The sequence below is a fragment of the Arthrobacter sp. 2MCAF15 genome (assembly GCF_052115605.1).
Lineage (GTDB): Bacteria > Actinomycetota > Actinomycetes > Actinomycetales > Micrococcaceae > Arthrobacter.
The window spans coordinates 1-15661 of record NZ_JBFRGZ010000032.1; the positions used below are offsets into that span (position 1 = coordinate 1).

The window sequence follows — 15661 nt, forward strand, 5'->3', positions numbered from 1 at the left end:
GCCCAGGCGGGCGCGGGTTGCTTCAATATCTCTGCTCGGATGACATCCGGGTTTTCACTCATCGTGTTTCCTCGCTGGATTTAGGTGTTGGGTTTAAGCGTGGGTGGGATTTCCTGCAGGGTCTCGGCGGTCTGCGGCATGCCCTTGATGGCGTTGAGTTCCTTGCGGCCACTGGTTGCCAGGACGGCGCCGGCGATTGCCCAGATGACGGCGATAACGACGGCGGACCAGCCCAGGCCCATCACGTTCCCCAGCGCCCACCAGAGTGCCACCGACAGGAACAGGAGCACGAAGTGGCCAGCGACGCCGGCGCCGGCCAGCATGCCGGCGCCCTTTCCGGCACGGGTGGCGGACTGCTTGAGTTCGACCTTGGCAAGTTCCACTTCCTGCCGCATCAGAGTGGACATGTCCCGCGTGACCTCACCCAGCAGGTCGCCGAGGGAAGAGGTTTCCGCTTTCGCGTGGGCGGCGGTGGGAGGGATTTCGCTGCTCATCGACGGCCGCCGTTAAAGGGGTCATCGCGCAGCGGATCGGCCGTCCGCAGGGGCTCACCGACACCAGGATCCGCGGCCCGGCGTCCCATCCCGCCGTCCCTGATCGGGTCCGCGGCGCCCACGGTTCCCAACTCGGAGTCCAACTGATTCGGCGGATAGGTGTCCGCATAGCCTGCCGTCGTCGTTTGCGGTGCCGGCATCTGCACCGGTGGAGGCGGGACAGCTACCCCGGCGTCGGGGATCCGGCTAACGGCCGGCGTGCCCGCAGCAGCGGTGCCAGTCGTTGCGGGAGCCCCGGCGCTCAGGCTGCGGCTGAGCCTGCCGGCCAGCACACCGGCTCCGGCCGCGAGCAGGAGGAAGGTGCCGGGCCGTTGGCGGGCAAAGGACTTTACCTCTGTCAACAAGGAACCCGGATCCCGGCCATCGAGCCAGGACGCGACAGCGGAGGATCGTTCCGCGGCCTGGCGAACGAGGTCAGTGGCCACGCCCGGCTGCTCGGAGGCTGCGGCCATGGAATGCAGTTCGCCGGCGACGGATCGCAGGCCCTCGGCGACCTTCTGCTGCTGCGCTCCTGCCTGCTCAGTCAGGTCCGACTTCGCCTGGTGCAGCAGCTCCCGGGCATTGGTCTTGACCTCGGTGGCCACGTTGGCCGCCTCCGTCTTGGCCGTCTCCGCGACGCTCTGGGCCGCGTCCGCGGCCTCGTGCTTTACCTCTATGGCTTCTTCCTTCGCAGTCTCCTGTTTAGACGACGGGTTTTCCGCGCCCGCGGGACGTACTCCGACGGCGTACTCGTCCGTTGAGCCCCGGGGCGGTGCCTGGTTCCATGGGTTCTGGGTCATCGTTGCTCTCTTTCAGAAAGGGTCCGCGTGGGATCGTGACTGCGGTACCGGATGAAATTAGTAAGCACGGTTACTAATTAGATGGTAAGCACACTTCTTATCTACGCCAAGGCTTTTCGCGAAATTAGTAAGCATGCTTGCAAAAGCGGTGGGTGTGGGTAGGGTGGGCTTTCAGTGGCGGTGTATTGTGGCGCCGTCCTGACCGCGTGACCCTTATTGCCCAAAGCAGGGAGGCTCTCCACGTGCCCCTCCCCCGCGAGCCCGATGCCCGGGACGGCTACCGGCTCCTGACCGCGGCGGCCCGCATTATCCAGCGGCTTCACGACGAGGCGCTTGCCCCGCTGGGACTGACCCGCGCCGCCGTCATCGCCCTCGAAGCCGCCGCCCCGCGGCCCATGAACCAGGAACAGCTTGCCGCCAAGGTTCATGTCCAAAGCCAGACACTCGGCCGCGTCCTGGCCCGGCTGGAGGCGGAAGGACTGGTCACCAGGACCCGAAACCCGGCCGACCGGCGGCAATTTCAGGTCGAGATCAGCCCGGCCGGCAATGCCGCCCTGCAGGCGGCCCGCCGGGCCGAGCGTGCAGCCGTGCCCGCAGACTTCGACGGATGGGAAACCCTGTCGGAACAACTCGCCCGGTTTGTAGACTTCTTCCGAACCCGACAACAGGGTACTCCCGGCTCCGACACCCTCCGGCAGTCAAAGCCGCCCTCCGCCTGGGAGGAACCATGACCGCATGTCGAACGAGAACGTATCAGGGGCGAGGTGGTTGGAGTGGTCTCAAATTTGGCATCTGCAGATTCACTGGACAATGGATATCGCGCTCTGACGGCGGATGCCGGGTAGCTTCTGAACCTCGGGCCCGAAGAATCCGTGATGGTTCGGGATGGTGCGGGTACGGCGTTCGCGGGCGCTCTCAACCTAAGGTGGGATAACAGTGGCATCAGGCTCAAGCTCCGGAACCAAACGTGGCGTCCTTTTCGATGTCGATGGGACCTTGATTGACTCCAGCTATTTCCACGCCCTTGCGTGGTGGCAGGCGTTCCGGCGGGAGGGGCTGGACATCCAGATCTCCGCCATCCACCGCTGCGTCGGCATGGGCGGCGACAAACTCATCGAACATCTGTTTCCCGAGTTCACTAAGGACATGCAGGAAGACCTGAAATCCGCGCACGGTGCCGTGTTCTCCACGTTCTGGCCTTCGCTGCGGCCCTTCGACTGTGCCCGGGACCTCCTGGCCGCCTGCTCTGACGCCGGGCTGGCTGTCGGCTTGGCATCATCAGCGCAGGAGCGGGACCTGGACGTCGCCCGGCGCCTCTTGGACGCCGGCACGTCCATCGATGCCTGGACAAGCTCCAACGACGCCGACGAGAGCAAGCCCTCCCCCGACATTCTCCTTGCATGTTTGGAAAAGCTTGGCCTCAGCCCGTCGGATGTCGTTTTTGTTGGCGATGCCGTCTGGGACGTGAAGGCCGCCGCGGCGATCGGAATTCCCTGCATTGCCCTGACCTGCGGCGGAATCAGCGCAGCCGAACTGCGGGATGCCGGTGCCGCGGAAGTGTACGACAATCCGCGACACCTGTTGGAAAGCCTTGAGGGCAGCGCCATCGGAAAGCTGAGCGCCAAAGATATAGGCACCTAATCGCAGGGCGCCAAGAGCCGCTCGCACCGGCTTTCTTGTTCCATCCCCCACGAACTGTGCGATGACAATGATCCGGCAGCTCGACCCCCACCACCTTCTCACCGGTCCAAAACCGAACTCACCCTTTTACTCCGTGGCTTGTTCGCGTCGATATGGCAACACACCAGCAGGGACGGCTCCGGGTCGTTCAGCCGGCATAGTGTCCGGTCGCCCTTGCGCCTTCCGGGCTGCTGCCGGGACAATACAGCTAGCGGACCGAATGGGCGTCTACTGCTCCGCCGTGCCACGAGTCGTCGCCCCGGATCCCGCTTCACAGTTCGCGGCGATGGCAAGGCAACCCATCGGTCCAGGTATCAACAACAGGGCTGACGCACACAGCGGGGGGCGCCCGGTTGCTCGGGGCATCGGGCTCTCGGTCCGGCGGTTACATCCCGTTCGCCGCGAGTTTCGCCGCTTTCCTGGCACCCCGGCCCTTCGACTTCATCCGAATGGCAGCCGTCTCCCAGACCAACATCCGGCTCGTCGGCACGCACGCCGGAGTCGAGATCGGCCAGGACGGCCCGCCGCAAAAGGCGCTGGAGGACCTCGCCGCCATTCGGGCCGTGCCATTGATTGACTGCCGCGCCTTTGAACCCGCGCCCCGCCAAGATGCTAAGTATGCTTAGAATGAAACCGCCGGACGGTCCTGTCCTGCTTGCCTGCACTGGAGGACGTAATGAAAGCTTCACCGACCCTGGCGAGCAATCTCCAGAGAGTCCTCACGGACCTGATCGACCTGCACCTGCAGGGCAAACAGGCACACTGGAACATCGTCGGTGCCAACTTCCGCGATCTCCACCTGCAGTTGGACGAAGTTGTCACCAGCGTTCGGCTGTTCGCGGACGAGACCGCCGAGCGTATGCGCGCGCTGCACGCGCTTCCGGATGGCAGGAGCGCCACGGTCTCCGCGCAGACCCGGCTGGAACAGTTCCCCGACGGACTCGTCTCCACCAAGGACGCCGTCAAACTGATTACCGCGCGGCTGGAGCGCACCGTTAAGACAATGCGTGAGGTCCATGACGAGGTGGACGAAGAAGATCCCACCAGCGCTGACCTGCTCCACGCCGGCATTTCCCGCCTGGAACAGCTGGCCTGGATGGTGAACGCCGAAACCTTGACCGCGTCAGCCCCTGTCACCGCGCCCGAACACGGCTGACGGCCAGAACGGCAGACGGAATGGAGCCCCGACCGCAGCCGGTGCGAATCAGTTCGGCGCCCGGCCGGCTTGAAGCAACAGTCCCGCAACTTGAATCGGTGCGCGACGCCGTCGGAGATATCCCGGCGCTGCTGGCGCTGGCACAGAATATCGGGCAGAACGCTCCGCGGCCCGGCGAGGGCGACACCGCCCACCTGTGGGAACTGCTGGCATCCGTGACAGCGGTGGATGTGGCTGCCGGACGGGTGCTCGAACCGCACCTTGACGCCATCGCCATCCTCGCGCAGGCACGTCCCGGCGCCGGCACCCGGGCCACGGCCGGCTCCTGGTCGGAGGGGCCTGGCCCAGCCCCCGACGCGGCGGACGGAGCCTGGGGGGTGTTCGCCGCCGAAGGTGCCGGCCTGCGGCTCAACGCGACGCCGGACGGCGCCGGCCGTTATGTCCTAAGCGGATCCAAGCCGTGGTGTTCGCTTGCTGCGCAGCTGGACGGGGCTGTCCTGACTGCACGCCTTGGAGCGGGAAACGCCGGGAACCCCGGGACAGGCGCCCGGGCGGCCTTCGCCGTCAATCTCCATGACCCAGGGGTTTCCTGCGAAACACCGCCGTGGTCCAGCCGCGGCCTGCGGGAAATCCCCAGCGGGACCGTGCACTTTGAGGATGTCCGTGCCGTGCCGGTGGGAGGTCCGGGCTGGTACTTCGGACGGCCGGGCTTCGCCTGGGGCGGCATGGGCGTGGCGGCCTGTTGGCTGGGCGGGGCCGTTGCCGTGGCACGTGACTTTAGCTTCGCACTGGAAAAGGCCGCTGAGGGCGGGCGTGAACCGGATCAGATTGCCCTGGCCCACCTTGGCGAAACGGACCGGATCATCGCATCCCTGACGGGCTATTTCGCGCGGACAGCGGAGCGGATTGACCGCGGGCAGCTGTCCGGCTCCGGCGCATGGAGCGAAGCACTCCGCGTGCGCGGCACCACTGCCGCCGCCGTCGAACGCATCCAGACCATGGTGGCCCAGAATCTGGGGCCCGGGCCCTTGGCTTTCAACGAACCGTACGGAAAGCGGATGGCGGACTTGTCGCTCTACATCCGCCAGCACCACGCCATGCGGGACGACGCCCAGCTTGGCGCCCTGACCCGGATTGGGGACCGCTCATGGTGACCTTCTCACACGCGGATACCGGCACTGCCGAGACCGAATGGGAGGCCAGCGGACTGTCCCTCCTCCCGGAGCTTCCACTCGGTGCGGCCGAACTGGCAACCATGACGTTCATAGTGCTGGCGGCACATCCGGATGATGAAACCCTGGGCGCCGGAGGATTGCTCTCCCTCTTGCACACCGCGGGAGCCGGCATTGAGGTGCTGCTCTGTACCGCGGGGGAAGCATCGCACCCAGAATCGAGGACCACGACGCCGGAACAGCTCGCCGCCGTACGGGTCGCCGAATTCGATGCCGCACTACATGAGCTGGCACCCGGCTCCCCCTGGCGGTTCCTGCACCTACCAGACGGCCAGCTCGCCACTCGAAGTGACAGCATCGCTGAAGCGGTCCGGGAATCGATTGCGACTTCGGGCCGCCCGGCGAACCACGTCGTGATCGTGGCGCCGTACCGCTCCGACGGGCACACGGACCACGACACCCTGGGTTCAGTGGCGGCCGAGGTTGCCTCGGCGGGCGGCCACGGGCTGCTCGAATACCCCGTCTGGTATTGGCTGTGGGCCGCGCCCGAAGACACCACCTGGCGGTCGTGGGTTCGCGTGCCGCTGACACCCGAGGAGCAGGGCGCCAAGGCCTCGGCCATGCGGGCCCATGGCTCGCAGACCAAAGCGCTGTCAGCCCAGCCCGGCGACGAAGTGCTGCTTGCCGGGAGTTTCCTCGAACACTTTTCCCGCCCCTGGGAAACGTTCGCATGGAACGCGCCCGCCAGCGGGAGCAATGGCGCCAATGACGCCGAGCGCATCTTCGACGCCGTGCACAACCGAAACGATGACCCGTGGGGCTACGCCACGAGCTGGTACGAAAAGCGAAAACGGGCGCTGACACTCGCCATCCTGCCAGCGGAAACATACGGCTCCGGGCTGGAAGTTGGGTGTTCCATAGGGACGCTCAGCGCGGACCTTGCCCAGCGCTGCAGGCAATTCCTGGCAGTCGATGCCAGCAGCGCCGCGCTCGCCCAAGCGACGCAACGATTGTCCGGCCACCCCTCCGCGCAAACGCGGCATCTCACGGTTCCGCACGAGTGGCCCAAGGGAGCCTTCGACCTCGTCGCAGTCTCCGAGATGGGCTATTACCTGACGCCCGGCGAACTGGCCCGGCTGTTCACCCGCGTGCAAGCCTCCATATACCCCGGCGGAACCCTACTCCTCTGCCACTGGCGGCACCCCGTGGAAGGCTGGGAACTCGACGGGGACACAGTCCATGAACTAGCCCGCCGGCAACTCCACTGGCCCACAGCGGCCCTCCACCGCGAGAAAGACTTCGTCCTTGAAGTTTTGGTAGCCCCGGAAAAGATCCCGGCCGAAGCCCAGCAACCTGCAGAAATCCATGAGCGGGCGTGGGTCCGGGAACCAGACCGCGGATCCGGAAGCCCGCTGGCATGACCGAACCTGCGCCGGACCGCTCGCCAGGAGATGCCCTTCAGTCGCGGCCAAGAGTCGTCCGGGTAGCGGTGGTCATGCCCGCCCACAACGAAGACCGGCACCTCCACCGTGCGCTGGCCGCCCTCCGCACGTCAGCCGACGCATTGGAACGGAGCCATCCTGAGGTGACGACCTCCATCACGGTGGTACTGGACAACTGCACGGATCAATCGGCAGAAATCACGGCCCGGCATGTTTCTGCCGACCCACGAATCTCGGCACTGGAAGTCCGACTGCGCAGCACCGGCGCCAGCCGGGCGGCCGGGGCCAGGGCCGCCCTGGCCGCTGCCAACCCTGCTTCCAAGCTCACCACCGACCGCATCTGGTTGGCCAACACCGACGCCGATTCCGCCGTCCCGGAGCACTGGCTGGCGCGCCAGGTTGACCTAGCCGACGCCGGGACCGACGTCATTCTGGGTTCCGTGGAACCGGACCCCGCCGGAATGGACCCGCTGATCCTGCGCCTCTGGCTGGCGCGGCACCCGTTCCACGAGGACCACCCCCACATTTACGGCGCCAACTTCGGCGTCCGCGCGTCCGCCTACCTCGCCGTCGGCGGATTTCCTCGACTCCACGCACACGAGGACCGGACCCTCGCGGAACGCCTTCGCCGGCACAACTTTGCCGTGACAGCAACGGACACTATCCGGGTCCTGACGTCAGGGCGCACGCAGGCCCCCGCACCACGAGGGTTCGGAGCCTACCTCCGAGCCCTCGGACGGGAACTGCCCGCCGCAGCAGGCCTGCTGGACGCCAAAGACCTTTGACGACGTCGGCCCCGTTGCCTTCTGAAGCCGGAACGCCCTGTCCGGCGCGCCCCGCGCAATCCAGTGCGGCGCTGGGCGCGGGATGGGTCCGGCCCCGGATGCACGGCGGCGTCCTACTCGCTGGGGGAAGCGTCTGTTGTCAGGCCCCGGGTATCCGGAGATTCGCTGTCTCGGTCCTCGGCCGGGCCGGGGGCCCTGGTCACATTGTCTGTGCCGCCGGGCGGCTTGCCATTGCCCGCTGCCCGGGCTTCGCCCTGCTCTCCGGGACCGGGGCGGTCAGTGGCCGTTGTTCCCTCATCATCCCGCGGGTCCCGTGGGATGTGACGGGTTCCGTCCCGTTCGCCGTCACGCACGCCTTCGCCGGGCCCGTTCGGTTCGTTGCTCATGACATTCTCCAACTCCTCTGGCGGGCAACCTCCCTCAGGCTAACAACTGGTCCCAGAGAAGGTAAGGGGACGGCGCCAGGAGAAAGCCGCCCCTTATGGGGTCCCTGACGATATCGCCAAGCCAGCCAAATCCTCATCGATGAACTCAACAAAGACTAGATCTCCCCTCCAGCGAGTTGGCACCGAACGGCCTTCCTCGACCTGCCTGCGGCTGTAAACCGGAGATGCATTGGCATCGAACCAACGCCTGGCAACGTTTCTTGGGCCTGCCGTAGCCACAGCGCAGCAATCCAGCCGGCGAGCCCTCACCCTGGACTTACAGGCCACTACGGCGCGTGATGAGGGCGCAAAGGCAGTCGCCAAAGAGGTATTGCACACTACTAAGCATGCTGATTAGATCGTGTTTACGGCCGCATTTCACGACCGCAATACGAAAGGACGAACAGTCATGGGAATTCTCGGATTTCTCCTTCTCGGACTCATCGCGGGCGCCATTGCCAAGGCGGTCCTGCCCGGCCGGCAGGGAGGAGGCTGGATTATCACTCTCGTTCTGGGCGTCGTGGGGGCAATCCTCGGCGGCTGGATCGGCTCCCTGATCTTCGGCGGAGGCCTCGGCGACTTCTTCGATCTGCGGACCTGGCTTCTCTCGATCCTCGGAGCCGTCATAGTGCTGCTGATCTTCGGCGCAGTAGCCGGCCGCAGAAGCAGGGTATAGCGGCCATCGGACCCAAGGCTGCCCGAAGCGGCGTTCCAGAAAATTGCTTGGAGAGCCGCGCGCAGAATCAGAATCCGGCACGCTACGCAGCCCACGGTCGCACCCGGCGAATCCGAACACCAAGGACCCTGGCCCGTGCACCGTTGAATTGCCCTGGAACTGCAGTCAACCGTGCGTACCCAGACGGCCAGTCCCTCCAGGCAGATCGTCCCGCCGCGGGCGCCTCCAACGCCCGGCCAGCATGAAAGCGTTCTGCCATGTATGCGGGCGCTCCACCGAGGAGTCCCCGACCAGACGCACCAATCAAACCTATGAGATTCAAGGAAACGTCATGCTCACCACCGAACAAATTGATCGTCTGCTCAGCCAAGGCGCAAATGTTCTTTCAGGGGACGGAGAAAAGATCGGCTCCATCGGCCAAGTCTTCGTGGACAACGAAGACGGACAGCCGAGCTGGGTAACCGTCAGGACGGGCCTTTTCGGAATGTCCGAATCATTCGTGCCCCTCGAAGGTGCCCGAGAAGAGGGAAATGACATCGTGGTCCCCTACAGCAAGAGCCAGGTCAAGGACGCCCCACGGATCGACGCCGATCGGGCCCTGGAGCCCGCCGAGGAAGACCGGCTCTACCAGCACTATCAACTCGATATCGGACGCACCTACAGCGAAGCGACTCCGGATGGTGCAGATTCCACCCCTGTCCTCGGAACGGAACGAACCGCAACCCCTGCGACAACCGGATACGCCCCCGCCACCGACTACGCCCAGGTCCCCGCCGCACAAGAAACCACCGCAACGGACCGCGGCGCACCCGAGCCATCCGACGCCGTTAGCACCTCCGGATACGACACGACCGCCCCCGCCGCACAAGACACCGCCGCACCAAGCCGCACCACAGCAGGCGAGCCATCCGAGCCCCCTAGCGCCGCCACGTACGACACCACAGCCCCCGCCACCGACGAAACCCGGACCCCCGTCGCACAAGAAACCACCGCAACGGACCGCGGCGCACCCGAGCCATCCGACGCCCTTGGCACCTCCGGATACGACACGACCGCCCCCGCCGCACCAAGCCGCACCACAGCAGGCGAGCCATCCGAGCCCCCTAGCGCCGCCACGTACGACACCACAGCCCCCGCCACCGACGAAACCCGGACCCCCGTCGCACAAGAAACCACCGTGCCGAGCCGCACCAGCGCAAGCGAGCCATCCGAGGCCCCTGGTGCCCCCAGCACTGGCGACGCCGGATACGACATCACCGGAACGGATCGCGGCGCACCCGAGCCGTCCAAGGCCCCTAGTGCCCCCGGCACTGGCGACGCCGGATACGACACCAGTGCCCCCGCTACCGACGACACCAAGGTCCGATCTCAGCCGCGCCCGGACGCGGGTGCCGAACAGCCGGCCGGCCAGGGCCGCCTTCGCAAGTACGTCACCACGGAATATGTAACCAGGACGGTTCCAGTGCAGCGCGAAGAAGTGCGGGTCGAGCGAGAACCGATTGCAGAGGAGAACCGGGGCGAGGTGGCGGACCGTGCGGACGATGAGAACGAGGTCATCCTCCATGAGGAACGGATCATCGTCACCAAGGAGACCGTCCCGGTCGAACGGGTCCGCATCGGCACGGAAACGGTCACGGAAGACGTGACCATCAAGGAGAAGGTCCGCAAAGAACACCTCGACACCGACGGACCCGAAGAGAGCCACAGCTAAACCCTAAAACCACCAAATGCCCCGGGCACGGTCCGTTCACCGAAGCGCAGGGGTTCGTCCCCCGCCCGGCTGGTCCTCCTGGCGCGGGAGACTCCGCGTTTCATGCCGATGCTGGAGGCGCTGATTTCTTCTTTCCTCTAAAACTCAGAACCTCTCCGACCTCGTAGGGGCCGAATGACTCTACACAGATGATCGCGGGCCGCTATATACAACCCCGGGCCGCACGGCGTAGCTTCAATACAGGCTCCTGCGTACCGGTTGCTCTTCTCAGGGACCTTCTTCCGGCTTTGTGCACGCTTGGAGGTAACGCTGCTGTAGCCACATGGCGGCCCGTCACGCACCCTGAGGAAAAGAGCCTGACCATGGCCACCTCGCATTTCCAGCAGTTCCTTCATGACGCCACGTCCCCTGCCCCCGAGACCGACAACCCGCTGGGCCCGGACTGTCTCTATGGCCTGTACACGAGCTGGTGCCTGCTCCACGGAAGGACACCCCTGCCCGGCGCGGCCTTCCGGGCAGCCATGCGCCTGTGCCGCGTTAACGTCCACAAGAGCCGCCTGAGGATGAAGGGGCGCGCCGCAGCAGACTACATCCTCGCCAGCTACCCCTACGCCGGCTGATCATCTCACTCGGAGTTCCCGACTTCCGCCCCGACGGGACCGGACGGCCACCCCGCGCACTGCCGGTGATCTGCGGCAGCTGCGGCACGGACCGCCATCTCATCATCAGATCCGTGGCCCACCTTCCGGACCAGCCGTCCGATATCGTGCTTGTGGCCCACACCTGCAGCCGGTGCCGGCGCTTCAGTGAACACCCTGCGTGGGTCGCTGACCTGTCCCTGGTTCTGGTGCGACTGGAACAAACAGAGGACGTGCTGATACTCGGCGGCCACTACATGCACTGCGGACAACCAATGGAAAAGGCCGGCTCCGAACTCCGCCGGCTGACCGCACCCCTGTCCACCGAAAGCGTGCCCGACGACACCCTGGTCCTCAAGTGCGTCTGCGGCTTCCAGATGGAACTGTCCGAATGACCGACTCCACCGCAGCCGACATCCCTGCCAACAAGAAAAACCGACATCTCACTTCCGTGGCGGTGTCTCGCACCCGAGTTGGGCCACCTGACGCGGCGTTCAAGCCAGATGGCAATTTTGCTCTCGGCTCAGAGTGCGCCCTGGCCCGGATGCACCGCGGCTTTGCCTAGACTCGATGGATGTCTGAGACTGCAAACCTGAAGGACGGCGCCGAACACCGCTGGCCGGCCGTAATCGGGCTGCTCATCGCGCTGGGCCTCTATGCGGCCCTTCCCAGCGCCTTCCTGCCCGCCGTCCGTTACACAGTCGTGGCAATCGGACTCCTGATGCTGATTCCCCTGCTGATTCTCAACCCCCGGCGTCTGCACAAAGAGACACGCTGGTCCAAACGACTAGCCACGGGACAGGCACTCCTCCTCGTCGCCGCCAACGGCGTCGCTCTGGTGCAGTTGATCATTCTGCTGACCGACTCCGGCAGCGGTGACGGGCGCACGCTCCTTTTGGCGGCACTTCAGATCTGGGTAACAAATGTCATCGCCTTCGCCCTGGTCTTCTGGGAACTGGACCGCGGCGGACCGGTCGCACGGCGGAATACCCACCGGGAAAACCTCCCGGCTGCTGACTTCCGGTTTCCCCAGGACGAAGACCACGACGCCGTCACGGAAGTTGCGACGCGCTCCTCAGTCAAGAGTGGCTGGGTCGCCTCCTTCGTCGATTACACCTATTTCTCCCTGTCCAACTCCATGGCCTTCAGTCCCACCGACACCATGCCCCTGTCACCCCGGGCCAAAATGATGATGGGACTCGAAGCCGCCGGAGGATTCGTCCTCCTGGCCCTCGTGATCGCCCACGCCGTCTCTCTGCTGGGCTAAGACCCCGCCCCGCGGCGCTTCCCGCCCTGCGCGCTGAACCGCCGACAGCTGGCATCACCGGAAGACGCGAGGTGGAAGCCAAAGCCTCGTGCGGGCCGCTGGAGGGTGCATAGGTTCTGCAAGCTATTCCCAATGTCTCAGGAATATGTTGGCTTGATAACCGAGATTCGGCTCTCGTCTGGCTTCAAGGCGCCGCACCCCCAATGGCGGCGGGACCTAATGAACACCCGCGCGCCGACGACCTCTCCCAGGCCAGGCACGGCGGTGTTTTTCGTCGAGGCCCATATCCCGTAAGCGAGTTAACGCGACGTCTAGACTGGGCGACGGCACAGGGCGTAGTCTGTTGCTCCGTCGCCTCTGGGGGGATAACCGGATGGAAAGCAGCCTGCGGGATCGTTGCGGTTCGGCCGCTCGCGCACTCATGCTTGCCGCGATCCTTGCCTTGATTTGCCTTGTGTGGGGAGCCGGAACTGCCGACGCCGCGCCGTCCGGGCCGGCGTCGGGGCCACCGCCCGTGGTTCTATCCGATCTTGGCTTGCCCCAGCACGATCCCGTATCTCCCCGGGACAAGGCTTCGGCTGCAGCCCCACCGGTGACGCATCCCCTCCAGACCGTCTCCGCACGGGCGTTGCCTACTGTCAGCGGATTGCCGGGCACGTCCAGCACCGGCCCAGTCAAGGATGTGCCGCTTCCTGTCGCCCCTACGGTTGGGGTGATAGCGACTCCCGCCGTCTCTGCAGATACGGTTGTGAACCAGGCATCACCTGCGGCTGCAACTGTAGCCGCGAGCGTCGCCCCGGTCATTAACGTCGTTAACCAGGTTGCGCCGGTTCTCACACGTACCGGGCCGGTCATCCGTCAGGCCGTAGAGGTCATCGACTCGGCCTCCGGGACCGTTCCGGTCCAGCTCCCCCTCCCCGCAGTGCCGCCGGTCCCGGCCCAGCTCCCCCTCCCCGCAGTGTTGCCGGTCCCCGCAGTGTTGCCGGTCCCGGCCCAGCTCCCCCTCCCCGCAGCGCCGCCGGTCCCGCTCCCGGATACAAGCGGCAAGGTCGTTGCCGCGGGCGCTCGGCCGGCCGCTCCCCCGGCCACTCATGCGCGCGCCCCAAGGCCGCAGCCAGCCTCGGCAGGCCCTGCCCCAAGGGTTACGGTCTCGGGTCCCGGCCTCGCGCAGCTGCGGGTTAACGCCCCCATGCGTGGGGCGTTGTCGGCCGTCGCCGGCTATTTCGCACGTTCCTCCGACCCGGAGGCCACGCTGGACCCAGAAGTCCTGCTCTGGCTGTCCGCCGCGCAAGGCTCCTCGGGCTCGTCGACTTCCGGACCCGGCGGCGGCGCCCAAGAGGCCGGAGACGCCGCCGGATTATGGAATCCCTGGGAGGCACCCAGGAGCGCCCATGCGCCGGGCCTGGCCCAGGCGCCGACGACAAGTCCTTCCTTTGACCCTGGATCATCTCCTGACTGAATAGGCCCTCCCTGCCCTCCCACGGGCAGACAACGGCCACCGACGCCGCTCGGCGTTCGGAATCAATATTCAGTCAGGAGAATAGCCATGTCCATCCACGCCCCCTTCCTTCACGCCGCTGCCGCTGCCGCCCACCGCGGCTCCGTCTCCGGCCACGCATCCGCTCGAGTCGGCAACTGGCCGGACCCGATGCGCAACCGGTCCAGCGTCGGCAACTGGCCGGACCCGATGCGCAACCGGTCCAGCGTCGGCAACTGGCCGGACCCGATGCGCAGCCGGTCCAGCTTCGGCAACTGGCCGGACCCGATGCGCCCTTCGCGCCCTGCTTCGGGCAGGTGACCCAAGCGGCCGCTACCCACCACTCCCAGCACCACCGTCCGGGTGGTGCTGGGAGACCTGGTGAGGCCCCGGCCTCCCTGTGAACCCGGTGTTTTCGTAGAATCAGTATTCGAGCTGGGTGTCTAAACAGCGCGGGGGTGCTCCGAGCTGGGTGTCTAAGTGGCTATTGAAGCCGCTCATATCGCCGAGCGAAGGAGCACCCTTCCGGTGTCTACTTCTACCTGTGGTCTCCCTGCCGCCCCCGTCCTGAATCAGGCTGCCACATTCAATCGACAGTGAAGCGGGATCTGGGCGCCCTGGCGGCTACCGGCATCAGCAGGGAACACATCTTCGTGGATAAGAAAACAGGAGCCACTATCAGTTTGGGAAGTCGCCTGCACTGGCCGATGCGGGATGAACGCTCCGGTGCGGCTGACTGCTGACATTGGGTTGTCCAAAGTCGTTTGTACCAAGCGACCTTTGGTCCGAATCCCCAGCACCGCGGAGGCCGGGCCCCGCATCGCAGTGGGCGCCGCCCGGGGGTGTCCCTTTAGTGAAAGGACTCGGGGTGGGTTTTTCTTCGTAGAAGGTGCCCGCGCATTTACATATTCGTCTGGACGAATTTATGGTGAGGGCGGCGAAGGAGGAAAAATGAAGACCATCGAACGAACCGTAGGAGCCCCGCCCGCTCGGATTTGGGAGCTTTGGACGACGGCTGAGGGCATTTCCCAATGGTGGGCGCCGGACGGCTTCCGCACCGACGTGACTCGTCTCGAACTGGAACCAGGCGGTGAACTCGTCTATACGATGACCGCCATCGCCCCCGAGCAGATTGCATTCATGGAGCAATACGGCATGCCGCTGGCCACCGAATCGCGGAAGCACTTCACTGAGCTGGTCGAGCCCTCTCATCTGGCCTACCGATCCGTCATCGACTTCGTGCCAGATCACGAGCCCTACGAACAGCTCACAATCGTGGACCTGCGACCGGCCGGCGAGCGGACGCGCATTGTCATGCGGGTCGAGCCGTTGCACGACGACACCTGGACGCAGCGGCTTCTCGACGGCCGTGCGAATGAACTAGAGAATCTGGCCAACCTCGTCGCCCAGGGCTAACGCGGCCCTTCACCGGCTTCCTAACAACATGGTCGACATCCAAACGGTCGTGGCACTAATCGGCGAGCCGACGCGGTTTCGGATCCTGGAACTTAGCGGTGTGCCCCTGCTGAGTCGGAAGATACATGACCGTTCAAGCATGTCGACACGACATCACATCGCAATTAGACACCTAGCTGTGGTCTTCCCCCGTCGCGGCCCAAGCGCCGATAAAAGCGGTTCCGTCGCGTGTCAGGTTGAGCATTAAGACCGTCGGCGACGGGCGTCAGGAAATACGGCGTAGAACCCAGCCGGACACGAGTGAAGGGGCCCGCCTTACGTCCGGCTAAGGTATGCCCTAACCAGACGGTAAAGACGATGCCCCACGCTGTTGACCCACTTTGGCATCGAACTTGTGTGCTGAGCGGCCGAGCCGGTCTACGCCGCCGCAGGGCATTCGGCAGCCGGCTCGCAATAAGGAATCTGGCGACATAGTTTCGGACA

17 protein-coding genes are annotated in these 15661 nt (G+C 65.4%); 14 read left to right on the plus strand and 3 right to left on the minus strand.

Annotated features, from left to right (window positions below; translation table 11 throughout):
* Positions 1–80: 80 nt before the first annotated feature.
* Together AB4089_RS22060 and AB4089_RS22065 are read right to left on the minus strand one after the other, a co-directional pair.
* The gene (locus tag AB4089_RS22060; RefSeq protein WP_441411410.1) at positions 81–494 is read right to left on the minus strand and encodes a phage holin family protein; all 414 of its coding nucleotides are present in this window, start codon (positions 492–494) and stop codon (positions 81–83) included.
* The gene (locus AB4089_RS22065) at positions 491–1333 is read right to left on the minus strand and encodes a hypothetical protein (RefSeq protein WP_441411411.1); all 843 of its coding nucleotides are present in this window, start codon (positions 1331–1333) and stop codon (positions 491–493) included. Before AB4089_RS22065 ends, AB4089_RS22060 begins: the two co-directional genes overlap by 4 nt.
* A 242-nt stretch (positions 1334–1575) precedes the next feature.
* Here AB4089_RS22065 and AB4089_RS22070 point away from each other — a divergent pair, with 242 nt between their 5' ends.
* From AB4089_RS22070 to AB4089_RS22100, 7 genes are all read left to right on the plus strand, one after another.
* Positions 1576–2064, plus strand: a complete 489-nt coding sequence (locus AB4089_RS22070; protein WP_441411412.1) for a MarR family winged helix-turn-helix transcriptional regulator — start codon at positions 1576–1578, stop codon at positions 2062–2064.
* Between the two features lie 205 nt (positions 2065–2269).
* Entirely contained in the window at positions 2270–2974 is a 705-nt protein-coding gene (locus tag AB4089_RS22075) for an HAD family hydrolase (RefSeq protein ID WP_441411413.1), read from the plus strand.
* A gap of 365 nt (positions 2975–3339) precedes the next feature.
* Complete coding sequence (locus AB4089_RS22080) at positions 3340–3639, plus strand: hypothetical protein (RefSeq protein ID WP_441411442.1); 300 nt, start codon at positions 3340–3342, stop codon at positions 3637–3639.
* Between the two features lie 50 nt (positions 3640–3689).
* Complete coding sequence (locus AB4089_RS22085; RefSeq protein ID WP_441411414.1) at positions 3690–4169, plus strand: Dps family protein; 480 nt, start codon at positions 3690–3692, stop codon at positions 4167–4169.
* A gap of 20 nt (positions 4170–4189) precedes the next feature.
* A complete protein-coding gene (locus AB4089_RS22090; RefSeq protein WP_441411415.1) occupies positions 4190–5323 on the plus strand; it encodes an acyl-CoA dehydrogenase family protein in 1134 nt (377 codons plus the stop codon).
* The gene (locus tag AB4089_RS22095) at positions 5317–6762 is read left to right on the plus strand and encodes a PIG-L family deacetylase (RefSeq protein WP_441411416.1); all 1446 of its coding nucleotides are present in this window, start codon (positions 5317–5319) and stop codon (positions 6760–6762) included. Before AB4089_RS22090 ends, AB4089_RS22095 begins: the two co-directional genes overlap by 7 nt.
* Positions 6759–7568, plus strand: coding sequence for a glycosyltransferase (locus AB4089_RS22100; protein ID WP_441411417.1), 810 nt, complete (start codon positions 6759–6761; stop codon positions 7566–7568). Before AB4089_RS22095 ends, AB4089_RS22100 begins: the two co-directional genes overlap by 4 nt.
* Before the next feature lie 113 nt (positions 7569–7681).
* On the opposite strand, the gene AB4089_RS22105 is transcribed toward AB4089_RS22100, so the two are convergent.
* Entirely contained in the window at positions 7682–7954 is a 273-nt protein-coding gene (locus AB4089_RS22105) for a hypothetical protein (RefSeq protein ID WP_441411418.1), read from the minus strand.
* Positions 7955–8402: 448 nt separating this feature from the next.
* Here AB4089_RS22105 and AB4089_RS22110 point away from each other — a divergent pair, with 448 nt between their 5' ends.
* From AB4089_RS22110 to AB4089_RS22140, 7 genes are all read left to right on the plus strand, one after another.
* Complete coding sequence (locus AB4089_RS22110) at positions 8403–8669, plus strand: GlsB/YeaQ/YmgE family stress response membrane protein (RefSeq protein WP_441411419.1); 267 nt, start codon at positions 8403–8405, stop codon at positions 8667–8669.
* A 331-nt stretch (positions 8670–9000) separates the two neighbouring features.
* Entirely contained in the window at positions 9001–10380 is a 1380-nt protein-coding gene (locus tag AB4089_RS22115; protein WP_441411420.1) for a DUF2382 domain-containing protein, read from the plus strand.
* Positions 10381–10742: 362 nt separating this feature from the next.
* Complete coding sequence (locus tag AB4089_RS22120; protein WP_441411421.1) at positions 10743–11000, plus strand: hypothetical protein; 258 nt, start codon at positions 10743–10745, stop codon at positions 10998–11000.
* 113 nt (positions 11001–11113) lie between these two features.
* On the plus strand, positions 11114–11413 hold the full coding sequence (locus AB4089_RS22125) for a hypothetical protein (protein ID WP_441411422.1): 300 nt from the start codon (positions 11114–11116) through the stop codon (positions 11411–11413).
* Positions 11414–11592: 179 nt separating this feature from the next.
* Positions 11593–12285: a hypothetical protein gene (locus AB4089_RS22130; protein ID WP_441411423.1), complete on the plus strand. Its 693-nt coding sequence runs from the start codon at positions 11593–11595 to the stop codon at positions 12283–12285.
* Positions 12286–13831: 1546 nt separating this feature from the next.
* Positions 13832–14083 carry a hypothetical protein gene (locus tag AB4089_RS22135; protein ID WP_441411424.1) on the plus strand — a complete coding sequence of 84 codons (252 nt, stop codon included), beginning with the start codon at positions 13832–13834 and terminating at the stop codon, positions 14081–14083.
* 630 nt (positions 14084–14713) lie between these two features.
* Positions 14714–15178 (plus strand): SRPBCC family protein, encoded by a 465-nt coding sequence (locus AB4089_RS22140; RefSeq protein ID WP_441411425.1) that lies wholly within the window; start codon positions 14714–14716, stop codon positions 15176–15178.
* The last annotated feature ends 483 nt before the right edge of the window (positions 15179–15661 follow it).

What these genes read in the sequence shown, in the direction of transcription:
- AB4089_RS22060 (WP_441411410.1), bottom strand. Translation starts at nt 494, where the DNA reads ATGAGCAGCGAAATCCCTCCCACCGCCGCCCACGCGAAAGCGGAAACC.
- AB4089_RS22065 (WP_441411411.1), bottom strand. Translation starts at nt 1,333, where the DNA reads ATGACCCAGAACCCATGGAACCAGGCACCGCCCCGGGGCTCAACGGAC.
- AB4089_RS22085 (WP_441411414.1), top strand. Translation starts at nt 3,690, where the DNA reads ATGAAAGCTTCACCGACCCTGGCGAGCAATCTCCAGAGAGTCCTCACG.
- AB4089_RS22090 (WP_441411415.1), top strand. Translation starts at nt 4,190, where the DNA reads ATGGAGCCCCGACCGCAGCCGGTGCGAATCAGTTCGGCGCCCGGCCGG.
- AB4089_RS22095 (WP_441411416.1), top strand. Translation starts at nt 5,317, where the DNA reads ATGGTGACCTTCTCACACGCGGATACCGGCACTGCCGAGACCGAATGG.
- AB4089_RS22100 (WP_441411417.1), top strand. Translation starts at nt 6,759, where the DNA reads ATGACCGAACCTGCGCCGGACCGCTCGCCAGGAGATGCCCTTCAGTCG.
- AB4089_RS22105 (WP_441411418.1), bottom strand. Translation starts at nt 7,954, where the DNA reads ATGAGCAACGAACCGAACGGGCCCGGCGAAGGCGTGCGTGACGGCGAA.
- AB4089_RS22110 (WP_441411419.1), top strand. Translation starts at nt 8,403, where the DNA reads ATGGGAATTCTCGGATTTCTCCTTCTCGGACTCATCGCGGGCGCCATT.
- AB4089_RS22115 (WP_441411420.1), top strand. Translation starts at nt 9,001, where the DNA reads ATGCTCACCACCGAACAAATTGATCGTCTGCTCAGCCAAGGCGCAAAT.
- AB4089_RS22120 (WP_441411421.1), top strand. Translation starts at nt 10,743, where the DNA reads ATGGCCACCTCGCATTTCCAGCAGTTCCTTCATGACGCCACGTCCCCT.
- AB4089_RS22130 (WP_441411423.1), top strand. Translation starts at nt 11,593, where the DNA reads ATGTCTGAGACTGCAAACCTGAAGGACGGCGCCGAACACCGCTGGCCG.
- AB4089_RS22135 (WP_441411424.1), top strand. Translation starts at nt 13,832, where the DNA reads ATGTCCATCCACGCCCCCTTCCTTCACGCCGCTGCCGCTGCCGCCCAC.
- AB4089_RS22140 (WP_441411425.1), top strand. Translation starts at nt 14,714, where the DNA reads ATGAAGACCATCGAACGAACCGTAGGAGCCCCGCCCGCTCGGATTTGG.